The 17590-nt window shown below is 59.2% G+C and carries 18 protein-coding genes; 2 read left to right on the top strand and 16 right to left on the bottom strand.

The window, feature by feature from the left end; genetic code table 11:
- Window positions 1-10: 10 nt before the first annotated feature.
- The 3 genes from QZ540_RS01125 to QZ540_RS01115 all read right to left on the bottom strand — a co-directional run bounded on the left by QZ540_RS01125 (window position 11) and on the right by QZ540_RS01115 (window position 3973).
- Window positions 11-1687 carry a transporter gene (locus QZ540_RS01125; protein ID WP_294627076.1) on the bottom strand — a complete coding sequence of 559 codons (1677 nt, stop codon included), beginning with the start codon at window positions 1685-1687 and terminating at the stop codon, window positions 11-13.
- On the bottom strand, window positions 1663-2652 hold the full coding sequence (locus tag QZ540_RS01120; RefSeq protein WP_294627074.1) for an ABC transporter ATP-binding protein: 990 nt from the start codon (window positions 2650-2652) through the stop codon (window positions 1663-1665). Before QZ540_RS01120 ends, QZ540_RS01125 begins: the two co-directional genes overlap by 25 nt.
- 307 nt (window positions 2653-2959) lie before the next feature.
- Complete coding sequence (locus tag QZ540_RS01115; protein ID WP_294627072.1) at window positions 2960-3973, bottom strand: tetratricopeptide repeat protein; 1014 nt, start codon at window positions 3971-3973, stop codon at window positions 2960-2962.
- Window positions 3974-4272: 299 nt separating this feature from the next.
- On the opposite strand from QZ540_RS01115, the gene QZ540_RS01110 reads away from it, so the two are divergent.
- Window positions 4273-5559 carry an AI-2E family transporter gene (locus tag QZ540_RS01110; RefSeq protein WP_294627070.1) on the top strand — a complete coding sequence of 429 codons (1287 nt, stop codon included), beginning with the start codon at window positions 4273-4275 and terminating at the stop codon, window positions 5557-5559.
- 123 nt (window positions 5560-5682) lie between these two features.
- Here the strand turns inward: QZ540_RS01110 and QZ540_RS01105 are convergent, their stop codons facing one another.
- Both QZ540_RS01105 and QZ540_RS01100 read right to left on the bottom strand, forming a co-directional pair.
- Window positions 5683-6501, bottom strand: coding sequence for an alpha/beta hydrolase (locus tag QZ540_RS01105; protein WP_294627068.1), 819 nt, complete (start codon window positions 6499-6501; stop codon window positions 5683-5685).
- An 80-nt stretch (window positions 6502-6581) separates the two neighbouring features.
- Window positions 6582-6908 carry an ATP/GTP-binding protein gene (locus QZ540_RS01100; RefSeq protein WP_080562540.1) on the bottom strand — a complete coding sequence of 109 codons (327 nt, stop codon included), beginning with the start codon at window positions 6906-6908 and terminating at the stop codon, window positions 6582-6584.
- A 240-nt stretch (window positions 6909-7148) separates the two neighbouring features.
- Between QZ540_RS01100 and nucS the strand changes: the two genes are divergently transcribed.
- Entirely contained in the window at window positions 7149-7862 is a 714-nt protein-coding gene (nucS, locus tag QZ540_RS01095; protein WP_005506450.1) for an endonuclease NucS, read from the top strand.
- Between the two features lie 243 nt (window positions 7863-8105).
- Here the strand turns inward: nucS and QZ540_RS01090 are convergent, their stop codons facing one another.
- The 11 genes from QZ540_RS01090 to QZ540_RS01040 all read right to left on the bottom strand — a co-directional run bounded on the left by QZ540_RS01090 (window position 8106) and on the right by QZ540_RS01040 (window position 17535).
- A complete protein-coding gene (locus QZ540_RS01090; RefSeq protein ID WP_294627066.1) occupies window positions 8106-8363 on the bottom strand; it encodes a F0F1 ATP synthase subunit epsilon in 258 nt (85 codons plus the stop codon).
- Window positions 8364-8365: 2 nt separating this feature from the next.
- Entirely contained in the window at window positions 8366-9829 is a 1464-nt protein-coding gene (gene atpD, locus QZ540_RS01085) for a F0F1 ATP synthase subunit beta (protein WP_005507810.1), read from the bottom strand.
- 56 nt (window positions 9830-9885) lie between these two features.
- Window positions 9886-10827 (bottom strand): F0F1 ATP synthase subunit gamma, encoded by a 942-nt coding sequence (locus QZ540_RS01080; protein ID WP_005506457.1) that lies wholly within the window; start codon window positions 10825-10827, stop codon window positions 9886-9888.
- A 75-nt stretch (window positions 10828-10902) separates the two neighbouring features.
- Window positions 10903-12528 (bottom strand): F0F1 ATP synthase subunit alpha, encoded by a 1626-nt coding sequence (gene atpA, locus QZ540_RS01075; RefSeq protein WP_294627064.1) that lies wholly within the window; start codon window positions 12526-12528, stop codon window positions 10903-10905.
- 187 nt (window positions 12529-12715) lie between these two features.
- On the bottom strand, window positions 12716-13528 hold the full coding sequence (locus tag QZ540_RS01070; RefSeq protein WP_049354850.1) for a F0F1 ATP synthase subunit delta: 813 nt from the start codon (window positions 13526-13528) through the stop codon (window positions 12716-12718).
- Complete coding sequence (locus QZ540_RS01065; RefSeq protein WP_294627062.1) at window positions 13528-14085, bottom strand: F0F1 ATP synthase subunit B; 558 nt, start codon at window positions 14083-14085, stop codon at window positions 13528-13530. The genes QZ540_RS01070 and QZ540_RS01065 overlap by 1 nt, the downstream gene beginning before the upstream one ends.
- A gap of 51 nt (window positions 14086-14136) precedes the next feature.
- Entirely contained in the window at window positions 14137-14340 is a 204-nt protein-coding gene (atpE, locus tag QZ540_RS01060; RefSeq protein ID WP_005506461.1) for an ATP synthase F0 subunit C, read from the bottom strand.
- A 143-nt stretch (window positions 14341-14483) separates the two neighbouring features.
- Window positions 14484-15275, bottom strand: coding sequence for a F0F1 ATP synthase subunit A (gene atpB, locus QZ540_RS01055; protein ID WP_005507804.1), 792 nt, complete (start codon window positions 15273-15275; stop codon window positions 14484-14486).
- 112 nt (window positions 15276-15387) lie between these two features.
- Window positions 15388-15648, bottom strand: coding sequence for a hypothetical protein (locus QZ540_RS01050; RefSeq protein ID WP_005506464.1), 261 nt, complete (start codon window positions 15646-15648; stop codon window positions 15388-15390).
- A 28-nt stretch (window positions 15649-15676) separates the two neighbouring features.
- Window positions 15677-16249 carry a hypothetical protein gene (locus tag QZ540_RS01045; RefSeq protein ID WP_294627060.1) on the bottom strand — a complete coding sequence of 191 codons (573 nt, stop codon included), beginning with the start codon at window positions 16247-16249 and terminating at the stop codon, window positions 15677-15679.
- Window positions 16249-17535: a glycosyltransferase family 4 protein gene (locus tag QZ540_RS01040; RefSeq protein WP_294627058.1), complete on the bottom strand. Its 1287-nt coding sequence runs from the start codon at window positions 17533-17535 to the stop codon at window positions 16249-16251. The genes QZ540_RS01045 and QZ540_RS01040 overlap by 1 nt, the downstream gene beginning before the upstream one ends.
- Between the last annotated feature and the right edge of the window lie 55 nt (window positions 17536-17590).

Here is a 17590-nt window from a genome sequence, read left to right as displayed (position 1 = left end):
TCGACTCTTGTTAGTTCGCCTGGAAGCGTGCCACGCGCTCCAGCATCTTGGAGCTGACCTTGTCGTAGCGGTGACCGCCCCACGCCACGCCGCCCACGAGTAGTGCGGCACCAATCAGTAGCTGAATCAAGCCACCGTAGACGAGGGTCAGCACATCCTGTGTGACGAAAATATACACGACAACGGAGATACCGCCGGGCAGGGCACTGAGCATCACCAGAATTATAGAGAGCATCAGCAGCAGCTGCTTAGCAAAGCCGTCAGTGTTCTTCGGGTTCTTGAACGGGTTAGCACCGGGAGGCGCCACAGGCGGACTAATGAAGGTATCCAGCACGCATCCCATACCGGCGGCCGCCGCGAACACGCCCAGCTGGTGCATCAGCACAATGGGGAAGAGTTCCAGGTGCCCGTTGGCTACACAGGCAACAAACACCATCACCACCACGACCGGAAGAGTCAGAATACTGTAGCCCCAGAGACGGCCAATACGGTCGTCAATACCGCGTAGCGGGGAAAGCACGTGCAGGCTAAATGCGGTGTTGTCGTAGGAGACGAGGTAGCACATGTAGTAGCCGGTGAAAATGGTGCAGAAGTACATCCAGAATCCGAAGAGATGCATCACGCCGCTATTGATAATCTGGTTGGCTTCAGCCGCATTACCGCCGTTGAAATTGACCTGACTTTCGAAGGAGCCTACCGAGCTCAGGAACAGCGGCATGGCCACCGTCAGCATCAGGTAAATCATGGCGGTGCTTGCGGTCAGCATCTGCAGACGGTTGTCTTTCAGGAATGAGTGCAGGGTTCGTGCCGCCACGGCGCCGCGCGGGGTTGCCGGGAACCGTGCGAACAGGCCCAAATCACCTGCGGCGACTTCCGCTGCGCTCGCGTGGTGGGCGCCACCGCCCACGTTCGACATGGAGCGTGCGAGGTTCTTACCCCACAGCCACCAGCCACCAACCAGGTAGACGAGGGTCAGAGCCAGGCATCCAAGAGCCGCACCCATATTGCCGGTCGCCATAAAGTAGGGCACGGCGAACGCGGAACCGAAGGGGGTTACGCCCAGCCACGGCAGGTAGGGCAGCACCTCTTCCCAGTGTTCGGTCAGGTAAATCATCGTTCCACCGAAGATGAAGCCGGCACTCATCATCAGGAGCGCGGCAACGATCATGAGGGTGTTGGCGATGCGCGGGTTATCGTTCAGCACCATGCCCAGTCGGTTGGCGAGACGCGCCCACACCATGAGGTTCGCAAGGCCGAGTACGCAGCAGATAAGGTACACGACCAGCGCGAGCGGCTGCGATATAAACGCGATAGCGCCCAGCAACACGGCAATGATGCTGGCAATGCCGGGGATACCCACGAACCCGCCGAGGAACTGGCCCTTCTGCAGGGTGGAGGGCTTGATGGGGAAGAGCACGAATCGGCTCTCGTCCAGGGTGCCGTCAAGTCCGCTGAAGAAGATGGGGACAATAGCCCAGGCGAGCGCCACAACGGTGCCCACAAGGAGGGTTCCGAGCTGAGCGTATTCGGGGACCTTCGAATTAGCAACCACATATGCGGAGCCGAGGCCGAAGAGCATACCGCCCGCGTAGAGCGCCGCAAAAATCAGACCGATAAGCGCCCACACGCTGCGGCGGAAGGCGGCGAGCACATACTGCCACTTTAGTGAGACGAGGTGCCCAACCATGACAATCCTTCCGAGGAGGTGCGGCCGCCGACCAGCTGCACGAATCGTTCTTCAAGGCTCGTGCCGGCGCGTACTTCGTCGACGGTTCCGGCGGCAAGGATTCGGCCGGAGTCCATGACGGCAACGTGGTCACACAGGCGCTGAACAAGGTCCATCACGTGGGAGGAGATGATGACGGTACCGCCGGAGGCGACAAAGCCGCGCAGAATGTCCTGAATATTGGCGGCAGAAACCGGGTCAACCGCTTCGAAAGGCTCATCCAGAATCAGCACGGAGGGTGCGTGGACGAGGGCGGCGGCGAGCGCAATCTTCTTGGTCATACCGGCGGAGTAATCGGCAACGGCGCGACCCGCGGCGTCAGTCAGGTCCATTGCGGTGAGCAAATCCTTGACGCGGGAGGCGACGGTTTCCTTATCGATGCCGTGCAGGTAGCCGGAGTAGGTGATGAGCTGCTCGCCGGTGAGCTTGTCGAAGAGGTGCACGCCGTCGGGCAGCACGCCCAGGTGTGCTTTCGCCTTAAGCGGGTCGGTCCACATGTCGATGCCGCGCACGTACGCGGTGCCTTCGCTGGGCATCAGCATGCCGGTGACCATGGAGATGGTCGTGGTTTTACCCGCACCATTGCGGCCCACCAGCCCGTAGAACGATCCGGAGGGGATATCGAGGTTGATGCGGTCGACGGCGACCTTCTGACCGAACGCCTTGGTGAGGCCGCGGATTTCAATGGCGGGGCGGACGCCAGCCGCCGGTGCGCTCTGCGGGGTGACGGGTAGCTGCGGTGCCACCGATGCGGGTACGGAAGCTTCCGGGGCTACAGGTTCAGAAGCTACAGCCTCGGGTACTGCCGCGGCAGGGGTTGCCACGGTGGGGTTTGCGGGTGCCTCTACTGCGGTCTCTTGTACCGGGTTCTGCGGTGAACCTGGCTCGTTCAGATTGGGGTCCTGGGAAAAGTGACTAGTGTTCATATTGTCACCCTATCACCCCTTGTAGAAAGGTCTATAGGGTTTGGCGATAAAACCCGCATATTACGCATCTGTCATGCAGTATATGGACATTCCGGAGCTCTATACGTAGCGCCCTAACGCGTTATCTGTCAGGTTGGGTTGGCCGCTCTCCCCCACCCCGAACCGGCTCTAACCAGCAGACACAAATCGGGCTACCGCCCACCCCGCGGCATGAGTGCCGGGGTAGACGATAGCCCGTCAAAGTTTTAGCCGGTTAGACCGGCTCAGCTCTCTTGACTAGATGACAGCGAGAGCAGGTAACAGCCTTTTAGAACAGCGCCATGGTCAGCGCCGCACGCGCCTTCACGGTACGAGGGTCAGATGCACCCACCACGTCGAAGAGCTGCACGAGGCGCTCGCGCACGCGCGCCTTATCGTCGGGGCCGACCGCGCTGAACAGGCGCAGCAGACGGTTGTAGGCGTCCTCCACGTGGCCACCGACCAGGTCCAGGTCGGCTACGTTGAAGGCGGCGTCAATGTTCATGGGGTCTGCCGCGGCCGCCGCGCGTTCGGTTGCCATGTTCAGGTCCTTCACGCGGGCGAGCAGTTCAACCTGTTCCAGGCCGAGCTTCGCTTCCTTATCGCCGGGGTTCTCGGCAATTGCCTTGCGGTATGCGGCGCGTGCACCCTCCAGGTCGCCGCGGTCGAGGGCGGCGACGGCTTCTGCGTGCAGGGGCGGCAGGGGCTTTTCGTCTTCGGGAACGACCGGGTCGAAGCCGCCGGGCAGCTGGTACTGTGCCGCGAGCTGCAGAACTTGGGAGAGCACGTCGCCGAGGTCTTCTGCGCTGACCGGGCCGGTGTAAATCGGTGCCGGGCGACCCGCCAGAACGGCAACACCTGCGGGCACGCCGCTCACGCCGAATGCCTGGGCGGCTTCGGGGAGCTTGGTAACATCCACGGCGGCGCAAATCATGCTACCCGCGGCGGAGTCGACGAGCTTCTGCACGCCCTCAAGCATCTGCAGGGAGGAGGGCGAGTGCGGCGCGTAGAGCGCAAAAATCACGGCGCCTTGGCTGGAGAGCTGCACGAACTTCTGGAACTCTTCGGGGGTGTTGACCTCGTAGCGCCAGGTGGGTGCGGAGGGGGTCTGCTCGCCGGTCTGGGCGTTGCCCTGTGCTGCAGTGTTCTGTGCCCCGGCGTTGGGGTTCAGTTCCATGGCGTTGCGTACGGAGGCGGGAATCTCCTGCGCTGCACCGTTCTGTGCAGCACCGCCCTGCGCACCATTACCCTGTGCCGCGTTCTGGGATGCGCCGCGGTCTGCCGGATCAAAAATAATGCTCATCCTGGGCTCCTTCTTGTAGCGTTCTTTATCTGTTCTTGCGTGCGGGCTAGACCCTTTACGCGTTCCTTCCTCTATTATCCCCGCTATGCGCCGTTGCGAGCGTACGTTCTATGGCGCCTACGCTCTGAGCTCATGCCGAGGATCGTGTTTAGGCCGGTGCCCGGACCGCCCCGCAGATACCTCTCCCACATGCGCTCCCCTGCCCTTGGGATTCACCGTTGACGCCATAACAAAGTAAACCAGCCGGTAGAATGGCACAGTAGAGAAAAAATACCCGGAATGATCCGGAAAGGAAGAGCATGAGCGAGAAGAAATCCTCAGCAGCTCCTGAAGAGACGTCATCGTCTGACGAGCCACGCAAGAAGGAATCCCTCACCGACCAGATTACGGAGACCTTCAGTGAGCTGACCGAAAGCATTAGCCAGGTGCGTTCCAACCGTCGCCGTGCTTCCATGCCTCCTACGGATACCATTCCGGTGGTTCCCGCCGCTTCTGAGGATGCTCCCCCGGCGCCGAAGGTTGTCGGTAACGGCAAGACCTCCATGATGCACAACCCGGTTGCGTTCGGCTTCCTCATGACCGTTGGCGTGGGTTTGGCGCTTTTCGCCTACTACATTTTCAATAATGTGGGTGCCTTGGTGGGTTGGGTGACCGGTGCTATTTTCATTGCTTTGGGTCTGGACCCGATTGTGCGCCGTCTGGAGTCCTGGGGCATTAAGCGCGGTATCGGTGTGATTGCTGTGCTTGCTGGTTTTGCTGGCGCCGTGACCGGTCTGGTCATGACCATTGGCCCGATTATTAGCGAGCAGGCTTCTAAGTTTGTTCAGTACGCGCCGGGTATCTATCAGAACACGATTGATTCTGATTGGTACCACGAGCTTGATCAGCGCTTTAACATCAGCAGCTGGGTGAATGAGAACGTCCCGAAGTTCTTGGAGTCGACTTTCTCTTCGTCTCAGGTCAATAGCTTCATGTCGAGCCTGGTTTCTGCGGGTTCTACTCTGGCGCAGAGCGTGACCGGCGTAATTATTGTCTTGTTCCTGTCCCTGTACTTCCTCACCTCGATGGACACCATCAAGGCATGGGGTGTGCGTCTGGCGCCGGCTTCTAAGCGTGTGCGCGTCAAGTACATTACCGACAAGATTACTGAGTCGGTGGGTAACTACGTGATGGGTCAGGCTCTGGTTGCTGTTCTGAATGCTTTTGTGGCGTTCTTTATTATGCTGTTTCTGGGCTTCAGCTTCCCGCAGTTGATGGCTTTGGTGGTCATGATTCTGGCGTTCATTCCGCTGGTTGGTGGCGTGATTGCGCTGATTTTGACCTCGCTGATCCTGCTGACTCAGGGCTGGAGCCTGGCGCTGTGGTTTGCGGTGGCGTACTTCTTGTATCTGCAGGTGGAGGCGTACCTGATTTCTCCGCGTATTATGGCTCGTGCGGTGTCGGTTCCTGCCGGTGTTGCGATTATTTCGGTGGCTGCCGGTGGCGCTCTCTGGGGCGTGCTGGGTGCGCTGATTGCTATTCCGGTGGCGGCTTCGATGCTGATTCTGGTGCGTGAGGTGTTCATTCCTCGCCAGGATCAGCTGTAATCAGCTCTAGATTCTCTACGCGCTCGCTCTTCTTCCCTCGGGCGGGCATTGCATATAACGCAGAAGGCGGCGGCTTTGGATGTTCTATCCAAAGCCGCCGCCTTTACGTTTTATACCGAGCCTTTAGAGCTCAGTGATTTCTTCTGCCACCGGGCCGTTGTACTCGGTGGGCAGTTCGGTGGGCGCACCGGTCACGATGCTGACAATAGTGTTCAGGACCTGCTGCACGGACTTTTCGCCCACCCACAGGTGCTTGCAACCCTCGAAGGGAATTACCTGGGTGCGCGGTACCGCCGCGAAACGCTCACGCGCTGCCGGAGGCTGCAGGTAGTCGTCGTGCTCGGGCACCAGCGCGTACAGCGGGTTCGAGATCTTGTTCCACTCGTCCAGCTCAGCCGGGTGTACGCGGTGCAGCGGCGGGGAGAGCAGAATAGCGCCGATGAACTCGTTCGCATATTCGGGACCGTACTTGAGCACCAGCTCGGTACCGAAGGACCAGCCGACCAGCCAGGGATTCGGCAGGGCGCGCTCGCGCACGAACTTCAGGATTGCGTCGAAGTCCTTCTTCTCGGCAAAGCCGCCGTCAAAAACACCTTCGCTGGTGCCGCGAATCGAGGAGGTGCCGCGAGTGTTGAAACGCAGCACAGCGATGTTCGACAGCGCCGGCAAGCGGAAAGACGCTTTCTTGTACACGTGCGAGTCCATGTAGCCGCCGTGGGTGGGCAGCGGGTGGAAGGTCACCAGGGTTGCCTTGATTTCGCCTTCGGGCAGGGCGAGTTCACCGACGAGGCGCTTGCCGTCCGCGGTAGTGACGGTGAAGTTCTCACGGCGCGCCGGCAGAACGGTGCGTGCCTTAATGGGGGTGGGTTCAGCGGCGGTGCTGAAGACGTAGCGGGCGGGGTCGAATTCCTGCTCGCGGGTGATATCGGCGGTGTTGCTCATTGCGTTCCTTCAAGAATTGGATTCGAGAATGTGGGCTAGGATCTTGGGTCTTGGGCTGCACCTAAAGTGCAGTATTCAGCTTATTTGCGGCGGGTGCGCCAGCAGTGCTGATGCCAGTGCCTGCGCTCATCAATGGCGCGACTACGGCCCATCGTGTGGCTTTCCTGCCACACCACCAGGTGCGCGGTTCTGGGCGGAATCGGGCGGTAGCATTCGGGGCAGGTGTAGGTTTTTTGGGCGTTGACGGCGGGAATGTATTGCACCAGCCAATCACCGTATCGGTCACGTTCCAGTCGAGGTGCAGGGTCCAGAATCCTGCTGATATCACGCCCTGCGGGTGCTTGACGGTGCCACTTATCGCTGGTGGTGCCGGATGCTCGCCTGCCGGGATGATTCTTACGTGCCATGAGCCCTATTCTACCGCGCCGCTCAGCTATCTCTACCTACCGGCCCTGCCGCTGTTCGCTCTACGCTCTTTCTCATACTGGCGTGGTACTCATGCTGAGGCGGTACTCCCCCGCCCTGTGCCGCACCTCCCTACTGTGCCCCGCACCGCACTCCGTACCGCGACCTGTTCCAAGCTCAGGTTCCCTAGCTCATACCCTCACCTGCTAGAGCCAAACACTTGTACCTGCTAGAGTGGACGGATGCGTATTGTCATTGCTGAATGCTCCGTAGATTATGAGGGCCGCCTCCGCGCCCACCTGCCCCGCGCTACCCGCCTGCTGATGGTCAAGAATGACGGCTCCGTCCTCATTCACTCCGACGGCGGCTCCTACAAGCCCCTGAACTGGATGAGCCCTCCCTGCTCCCTGCTGGTGGCTGAGCGTGAGGACGTTCCGCAGAGCATCCGTGAGGACCTGGAGTCCGATGTTCAGCAGCTGTGGACCGTTCAGGCGGCTAAGAGCGATGACCGCCTCATGATTCGTATCTACAAGATTGAGCACGAGCACGCCACCGACCTGGGTGTCGACCCCGGCCTCATCAAGGATGGTGTGGAGGCTGACCTGCAGCGCCTGCTCGCCGAGCAGATCCACACTCTCGGTGAGGGCTATTCGCTGGTACGCCGCGAGTACCCGACCGCTATCGGTCCGGTCGACATCATGGCGAAGGATGCACACGGCGTCTCCGTGGCGGTCGAGCTCAAACGTGTGGGCGATATCGACGGCGTGGAACAGCTGACCCGTTACCTGGAGCTGCTCAACCGTGACCCGCTGCTGGCACCGGTGCGCGGCGTATTTGCGGCGCAGACGATTAAGCCGCAGGCTCGTACCCTGGCAGAGGACCGCGGCATCCGCTGCGTGAGCCTGGACTACGACGCGATGCGCGGCGTGGACGACTCTGCTGACCGCCTGTTCTAAACGACTCTAGATAAACCGGCTCTAGCTAGGCGGCTACATATAGATCGAGGGGCGCCTCCCATATTGTGGGAGGCGCCCCTTATTCTATGCTCGCTGTCGGCCTGTGCACACAATCTTTCTGCGCACATAATCTAGCCCAGATGCACCGCCCCGGATACACCAATCGCCGGTGCCCCTGCCCTTTCGGGGAGGAACACCGGCGAGGTGTACACAGTGGTCAATTCCCCTGACGGGGAACCGGCTTTAGATCTCTGCGTGCTTTGCAGCGATGGTCACGTGATCGTTCGAGACGGTCAAGAAACCTGCGTTGAGGATGGTCTTAATGGTCTCACCCTCAACAGGTTCAATGAGCAGCTCGCCATCCTGTGCCAGCAGCGTGCAGGTGGGGATCATACCCGGCAGGATGCCGAGGTCACCGCTGACGGAGCGTGCACGAACGTAGTTCGCTTCGCCAGTCCACACGACGCGTTCGCGGGAAACAACTTCAACTTTCAGAGCCATGATTACTTAGCTCCAGTCTGTGCCTTGATTTCCTCGTAGCGGCGCATAACGTCGTCCATACCACCAATGTTGTAGAACGCCTGCTCGGGGATGTGGTCCACATCGCCGTTGCAGATCATCTGGAAGGACTCGATGGTGTCCTTCAGCGGAACGGTCGACCCCTCGACACCGGTGAACTGCTTTGCAGTGTAGGTGTTCTGGGAGAGGAACTGCTCGATACGACGTGCACGTGCCACGACGATCTTCTGCTCCTCGGAGAGCTCGTCCACACCCAGAATCGCGATGATGTCCTGCAGTTCCTTGTTTTCCTGCAGAATAGCCTTCACGCGAATTGCGGTGTCGTAGTGCTCCTGACCGATGTACTGTGCGTCCAGAATTCGGGAGGTGGAGGACAGCGGGTCAATTGCCGGGTACAGACCGCGCGATGCGATTTCACGAGAGAGCTCGGTGGTCGCATCCAGGTGCGCGAAGGTGGTTGCCGGCGCCGGGTCGGTGTAGTCATCCGCAGGCACGTAAATTGCCTGCATGGAGGTGATGGAGTGACCGCGGGTGGAGGTAATACGCTCCTGCAGCAGACCCATTTCGTCCGCCAGGTTCGGCTGGTAACCCACTGCGGAGGGCATGCGGCCCAGCAGGGTGGAAACCTCAGAACCTGCCTGAGTGAAACGGAAGATGTTGTCGATGAACAGCAGCACGTCCTGGTTCTGAACATCGCGGAAGTACTCCGCCATGGTCAGACCGGTCAGTGCCACGCGCAGACGGGTTCCCGGGGGCTCATCCATCTGGCCGAACACAAGAGCGGTGTCCTTCAGAACGCCTGCTTCTTCCATTTCGACCCACAGGTCGTTACCCTCACGGGTACGCTCGCCAACACCGGTGAACACGGAGGTACCACCGAAGTTACGAGCCACACGGGTAATCATTTCCTGGATCAGCACGGTCTTACCCACGCCTGCACCACCGAACAGACCGATCTTACCGCCCTTGATGTAGGGGGTCAGAAGGTCGATGGACTTAATACCGGTCTCCAGCATTTCGGTGGAGCCTTCCAGCTCTGCGAAGCCGGGAGCGGCACGGTGGATCGGCCAGTAGGTGTCAGCCTTGATCTCGGAGTTCGGCACGTCGAGTGCGTCACCGAGAACGTTGAAGATGTGGCCCTTCACGCCGTCACCAACGGGGACGGAGATCGGTGCGCCGGTGTCGACTACAGCCTGACCGCGGACCAGGCCGTCAGTCTGCTGCAGGGAGATAGCGCGAACAATCGAGTCGCCCAGGTGCTGTGCGGTCTCGAAGGTGATGGTGCGGGTGCGACCGTCGAGGGTCAGCTCGGTGGTCAGAGCGTTGTAAATCTCGGGGACCTGACCGGCGGGGAACTCGACGTCGACCACGGGGCCGATGACGCGGGCAATACGACCCGTTGCGCCCTGAGTCGGTGCGGAGACCGATTCGTTGTAGGTGGCAGTCATATTTCTCACTTACTTAGAAAGTTTGGACAGTTGATGGCTTCGTTGGCGTACCAATACTAGGAGCCGAGGGCGTCTGCGCCGCCCACGATTTCGGAGAGCTCCTGAGTAATTTCCGCCTGACGTGCGTTGTTCATCAAACGGGTGTACTTGGTAATCAGCGTCTCAGCGTTGTCACCTGCGGTCTTCATTGCGCGCTGGCGGGATGCCAGCTCACTTGCTGCTGCCTGCAGGAGGCAGGAGAAGATACGGGATGCAACGTAGCGCGGCAGCAGCTCGTTGAGCACTTCCTCGGCGGAGGGCTCGAACTCGAAGGATGCCGCCTGCTCGTACTCAGCCTTGGTCAGTTCCTGGTCGGGAACGATTTCCTCGCCCATAGCCTTTGCGTCACCCACGTGGATGGGCAGCAGGCGCAGGATCTTGGGTTCCTGAACAACCATCGACTTGAACTCGGTGTACACGATGTGCAGTTCGTCCACGCCGCCCTCTTCGAAGGGCAGATCGTAGGCTTCGAGCAGCGCGTCACGGATCTCGACGGCGGTTTCAACGCGAGGTGCATCGGTGTGGCCCTCCCACGCACGGGCGTAGGGGCGCTCACGGAACTCGAAGTAAGCCTTTGCCTTACGGCCAACCAGGTACAGCTGTACCTCCTGGCCGTTAGAGCGCAGCCTCTCAATCAGAGATTCGGTACGACGCAGGATAGCGGAGGAGTACGAACCTGCCAGGCCGCGGTCACTGGTGACAACCAGGATTGCGGAGCGGCGGTGTTCGTAGGTTCCGAACTCGTGCGGCTTGTGAATCAGCGGGTGCTTGATGCCGTGCTGAGTCGCAACCGCGGTCACCACGCGGGTCAGAGCGTTCGCGTAAGGGCCGGCTGCCTGAGCAGCGTTACGAGCCTTGTTAATGCGGGAGGTCGCGATCATCTCCATCGCCTTGAAGATCTTCTTCATAGACGACGTCGAAGCAATCTTCTGTCGGTAAACCCTAATCTGGGCTCCCATAGAGCTTCCTTTCTCCTTGCTTTCTGCCCCGCCCCAGCCTCATAGCTGAGGCGGGGAGAAGGCGAGGACTAATCGCTAACCGATGGTTTCCTGAGTGATGTCGCTATCGCGAGCTGCCTTGTGCTCCTCGTGACCTGCGTCGACGAGGTGGCTGCTGCCCTCAGACTTGAAACCCTGCTTGAAGTCAGCAACTGCGGTCTTCAGCGCGGCAACGGTGTCATCCTCAAGCTTGCCGGAGGAAGCGATATCGGTCAGTACCGAGGTCTTGTGACGCAGATACTCGATGAAGCCTTCCTCGAAGCGCAGCACGTCGGAAACCTCGATGTCGTCGAGGTGACCGGAGGTACCAGCCCAAATGGAGACAACCTGCTCTTCAACTGCGTACGGGGTGTACTGCGGCTGACGCAGCAGCTCGGTCAGGCGAGAACCGCGGGTCAGCTGTGCCTTGGTAGCGTCGTCCAGGTCGGATGCGAACATTGCGAACGCTTCCATTGCACGGTACTGTGCCAGCTCCAGCTTCAGGGTACCGGAGACCTTCTTCATAGCCTTGGTCTGTGCGGCACCACCAACACGGGAGACGGAGATACCGACGTCGACTGCCGGACGCTGGTTAGCGTTGAACAGGTCGGACTGCAGGAAGATCTGGCCGTCAGTAATGGAGATGACGTTGGTCGGGATGAAGGCGGAAACGTCGTTTGCCTTGGTTTCAATGATCGGGAAGCCGGTCATCGAACCTGCGCCGAGGTCGTCAGAGAGCTTAGCGCAACGCTCCAGCAGGCGGGAGTGCAGGTAGAAGACGTCACCGGGGTATGCTTCACGTCCCGGCGGGCGGCGCAGCAGCAGGGACACAGCGCGGTATGCTTCTGCCTGCTTCGACAGGTCGTCGAAGATGATGAGGACGTGCTTGCCACCGTACATCCAGTGCTGGCCGATAGCCGAACCGGTGTAGGGTGCCAGGTACTTGAAGCCTGCTGCGTCGGATGCGGGAGATGCCACGATGGTGGTGTAGTCCAGAGCGCCGCGAGTCTCAAGGGTGTGGCGGACAGCTGCAATGGTGGATGCCTTCTGGCCGACAGCCACGTAGATGCATCGAACCTGCTTCTCGGGGTCGCCGGAAGCCCAGTTGTCCTTCTGGTTCAGAATGGTGTCGATTGCGATAGCGGTCTTACCGGTCTGGCGGTCACCAATGATCAGCTGACGCTGACCGCGACCAATCGGAATCATCGAGTCGATTGCCTTCAGACCGGTCTGCAGCGGCTCGTGAACCGACTTACGCTGGGTCACGCCGGGAGCCTGCAGCTCCAGTGCGCGGCGACCTTCGGCCTCGATGGGGCCCAGGTCATCGATCGGGTTACCGAGGGGGTCAACAACGCGACCGAGGTACGCGTCGCCAACGGGCACCGAGAGAACCTCACCGGTGCGGTGTACGACCTGGCCCTCTTCAATACCGGTGAAGTCACCCAGGACAATCACACCAATATTGCGGGTATCCAGGTTCTGTGCGAGGCCGAGGGTGCCGTCTTCAAAACGAAGCAGCTCATTCGCCATAACCGAGGGAAGACCCTCGACACGAGCGATACCGTCGGAGGCCGATACAACTCGACCCACCTCAACACGTTCTGCATTGCCGGGTTCGTAAGACGCTGCAAACTCGTTCAGCGCATTACGGACATCGTCGGCATTGATGGTCAGTTCGGCCATCTTGTGTCCCTGCTCTCTCATTGTGGTTGCGTTCCGTCAACGGAACCAACCGAAACTTGCAATTCGGGTTGAACGGGCGGGCAATGCCGCCGCTTCTGCGAAGGAGGCATCAGCCACGCACCCGCTACCCGAGGTATCTTCTAAATCACCGTTGCGACGAACGGTTCAGCGTCGCTAGCTTGAGCCGCTAGCCGATGGAACGAGTCAGATCGGACATGCGGGTCTCGACGGTACCGTCGATCACCTCGTCGCCCACCTGAACACGCAGACCGCCCAGAACGGCGGGGTCCACCGAAACGTCGAGCTTCAGCTCACGGCCGTACACGGCGTTGAGCGCGCGACCGAGACGTTCAAGCTGTGCCTGCGACAGCGCAATCGCGCTAGTTACTCGCGCAATGTAACGGTTCTGTCGCGTGACGATGATTTCTGCGAACTCATCGGCTACCCGTGCAGCGTGACGGCCGCGGGGGTTGGAGCCAACTCGTTCGAGCAGAAGCACACCTTCGGCGGTGGTGGCGGGGCCACCGAGCGCCACGGCGAGCTTCTTCTTTGCTTCTTTGCTTGCCTGATGGTCGGACAGCGCTTCCTGCGCCTGAGCGTTGGAATCAACGGTACGCACAAAGGTGAGTAGTTCGTTGAGAACCTCGTCCAGGGCGTCCACGCCACCGCGAGACTGAGCCGATGCGGTCACGGCGAGCACTGCTGCACGCTCCAGGGCGTTCGCCAGATCAGCGTCATCAGACCAGCGCTGAGCCACCGCGTTGGTGAGAACAGCCATAGCCTGAGAAGAGATCTTGCCGCCGAAGACGGTGTTAGCGATACCCTGACGTGCTGCTGCATCACGCGAAGAATCGGTGACAGCACGGCGCAGGGTGCCGTTGTGGTCGAGAACATCAACCACAGCGAAAAGCTCGCTCGCCAGGTTCAGGGGCTGCAGGGAAGCGTGAGCTTCCAGCACCTCTTCCACCTTGCTCAGTGATTCAGTAGATACTCCTGCCATTACCGAGCCGCACCTGCGTTCTGCTTCTCGGTTTCAAGGTCAGCAAGAAAACGATCTACCACACGGGCCGATCGCTCATCATCGTTGAGGGCTTCGCCCACAATCTTGCCGGCAAGGGTGGTAGCAAGAGTGCCAACCTCGGAACGGAGGGACACTGCTGCTGCCGCACGCTCTGCCTCGATAGCCTTTGCTGCATTATCGCTAATGCGCTGAGCCTCAGCGGTTGCACGCTCACGAGCATCGGCAATGATTGCCTCGCCCTCTGCGCGTGCCTCTTCACGAATCTTCTGAGCCTCCAGTCGAGCGCTTTCGAGCTGCTGGTTGTACTCATCGCGAGCCGCTGCAGCCTCTGCCTGTGCCTTCTCGGCCTTGGCAAGGCCACCTTCGATTGCTTCCTTACGGTCCTGGTAGATCTTCTCGAACGCCGGGACAACGTACTTAGCAACGATGTAGTAGAGGATCAGGAATCCGATGAGGGTAATGACAATTTCCCCGACGTCGGGAATCAGGGGGTTCGAAGTTGCCTCCGCTCCCCCTTCGCTTGCCAGATAAATCATGGAGGGAATCCTGTTCTATGGGATGGGTCGTTTAGGATGTGGCAGAGCCGGTTACTTGATGAAGACGAGAACCAGGCCCAGAATTGCCAGTGCCTCGACCAGTGCGAAGCCCAGGAACAGCATGGGCTGCAGGGTCTTCTGGGACTCGGGCTGACGAGCAACGCTGGTCATGTATGCCGCGAAGATCAGACCCACGCCGATGCCGCCGCCGATAGCTGCCAGACCGTAGCCAACCGCAGTGATGGAACCAACCATTATTTTTCCTTTCAACAGTGCTCGACCGGGAACATACCCGGACCGAACAGAGTTTGATTTGAGTTAATAGCCCGCACAGTGAACGTGTGGGTTGCTTTATTCACGCCCAATGACGAACGCGAAAACCTAAAAAACTAGAGAGTTTAGTGTCCCTCGGAAACCGAGCCCTGCAGGTACACAGCCAGCAGCAGAGCGAACACATAAGCCTGGATGCACTGAATCATGAATTCCAGGAAGTACAGGAACATGCCCAGAGCGCCGGGAGCAATAGCAGCCAGGTAGCCGATGCCGCCCAGGGTCTCAACCATGTAGGTCACCATGCTGGATGCAACCATCAGCGCCAGGTGACCACCGAACATGGTCGCGAAGAGACGCAGTGCGTGAGTTGCGGGACGAATCAGCAGGTTCGAGAAGAACTCGATCGGGATCAGGATGGGGTAGATCCAGACCGGCAGGCCCGAAGGCATGGTGATGTCCTTGAAGAAGCCGCCCAGGCCCTTGCGCTTGATACCAACACCAACCCAGGTCAGGTATGCGACGCCAGCCAGTGCGTAGGCGCTACCGGGGTGGGAGAAGGAGGGCAGCTGAACGAACGGAATCGAACCGAAGAGGTTGTTCACCAGAACGAAGAAGAAGGAGGCGAACAGAATCGGCACGAAAGGCTTGTAGTGCTGAACGCCCAGGGTTTCCTTGCCGAGGGAGTTACGAGCAAACATGTAGCCGGATTCAGCGATGAACTGAGTCTTGCCGGGAACCATGGCACGCTTGCGTGCTGCGGTGAGGAAGAAGACCGCAATAATCACCACGGACAGCAGAATCAGTACGTTCTGCTTACCGAAAGCGAAATCACCAATGGTGAAGAAGGGGGGCAGATGCATGTCTTCAGGGGTCGGCGGCACATAGGCTTCCGCGAGGATCAACCCGTTCTCGATCAAAGCAAGTCCTTTCTTGCTGCTAGTGGCTATCAAGAGCCCATGTCTGCCTATAAACGACTGACATGCTAACTACATGGATGAATGTGTGACCTGGCGGTCCGCGTTCAATGACCTAGCGGTCTTTATTCTGCCTGGTCATGTGGGTAAAGACGAGGGTCAAACCTCCGACGGCGCCAATCAAGACGCCAACCCACACCAGCCAGGTGGTGGAGAAGACCAGGTCACCGAGGTAACCGATGCCTCCCCACACTGCTACACCGATGATCAGATAGAGAATCGACATGACGGCGCCGGAGAGACCTCCGTCAGATACCAATTCTCCGGTGGTGCGGAGCTTTTTATCTCCGTCCCACCATTTCTTCTCTTCGGCCAAACGTTTTTCCTTTCAAACACCAATCGTGTTACCGACCATGGTCTTCCGAGTCGGTGTCGAAGTACAAAATTCTCAGTCGTGCGATGCTGACTGTTTCAATAACAATCCACAGAATCACGCCGGTACATGCGCCTGCGAGAGTCCAACCGTGCCTCAGATTCTCGGGGAACGGCACAAACATCAATACCAGACCGAGCAGAGCAATCTTCACAAGGTAGCTCACCACCAGCGATTTGGGTACACCCCAGTCGAAAATGGGAGCAACCAACATAACTAATACGCCCAGAGTGAAGCATATATAGATTATCAGAAAGCCCAATGTTATTCCTAGCGCGCCCACAGGGCCCGCAAACAGGTACGCACTCATCATACCGCCCAACCAAGCCAGCAGAGAGTAAGCCGATACCCTGTAGAACAAAAATTTCCAGGAAAGCTCTTGACTCTCGAAGGAAGATGCCTTCAAACCTGCTTGAGCACGCTCTCGGCGGCGTTTCTGCTGCCTCTTACGTTCCGCCGGCGGATACCACAGAACGTCGACCACGCGCCTCCAGAGAGGCTCTACGGGAGCCTCAACCGAAGGTTTAGAGTGTTCAGAAACCATTAGTGTTTCTCCCCACGATTCTGAGTCGACTGAGCCGAACTAGGCTGCGTCGAAGAAGGGGAAGCAGAAGAAGGACGACCCGCACGATCCTTCACGGAATCCGGCATGATCGGCTCCGGATGCAGCGAGGTCGGCTCCACGTTCTCAGGAGTCGCCGGAACGCCAGTCGCCGAGGTCAACGAGCCGGTAACAGGTTCCGAAACAGTCTTCTTCTCCTTAGGTGCCGCAGCAAAACGCTTCGACAGGTCAATCGTGGAGGTAGGAGCCTCGCCACCAAAGAGCTGCGGCATGCGGAGGTACACGGCGAGCACAGCAAGAGCCACCAGAACCACGCCCACGGTCGCCAGCACGGCACCCGAAGCATACAAATCAGATGCAAACGCCAACAGCACCCACACCAGAATGGTCGTACCCGTCACCACGGCGGTCGAGCCCAGGTGGCTGAAACCCACATCCGTCAGACGCTGATACGTGTGAGTACGGTGCGGCTTGTACCACTGCTCCCCCGCCATGAAACGACGGAACAGAGTCGTACCCGCATCCGCAAGGTAGGTCATCAGCGGAGCAAAAGCCAACAAGAACGGAACATCCGCAAACCACGCACCCACAGCCAACGTGCCCAGTGCCGCGCCCAAAACATAAGAACCAGCATCGCCCAAAAACACGTTCTTACCCGGGCGCACATTCCACGGCAAGAACGCCGCAAAAGCACCGGCAACAGCCACACCAGCCAGAGCCAGCCACGGCAGGTTTACCATCCAACCGGTCAGCGCATACGCCAAACCGGCAACCAGACCGTGAGCACCAGAAATGCCGTTAATACCGTCCATAAAGTTCGCCACGTTAATGTAGCCGGCAATAAAAATCGCACCCAGAATCAGCAGCAGAACATTCGTGCCCTGCACCGTCGCGAAGCTCACGCTCACCAGCACACCAATCACCAGCTGCAGACCCGCACGACGCACAATGCTCACGCCACGAATATCCTCAAGCCAACCCAGGGCAAGAGCGCACAGAATCGCCGCAGCAATCGTCACCGCCAGCTGCAAAGACTCAGGAGAACGGTACGTCCAGCCGAACAGGGTAGCAGCAACAAACGCCACAAAGGTCGCCGCCGCAGTCGCCAAACCCATACCGCGGTACGTCGGAGCGGTATGCGAAGAACGCTCATTAGGAACGTCCACCATGTCGTAGCGGTGCAAAATTGGGCGCACCGCAAACGGCAAAAGGGCGCCCAAAACAAAAGCAAGAGCAAAAATACTCAACAGCTCAGAAAAGGAGGTCATACCAGCTCCAAGGCATTGGCGCCGGCGAAGCTGGAACCAAGCTCCAAAATCGCGG

Source organism: uncultured Rothia sp. (assembly GCF_916049665.1).
Classification (GTDB): domain Bacteria; phylum Actinomycetota; class Actinomycetes; order Actinomycetales; family Micrococcaceae; genus Rothia.
The sequence above is the reverse complement of the archived record's forward strand: the minus strand, read 5'-3'. Positions and strand labels throughout refer to the sequence as shown.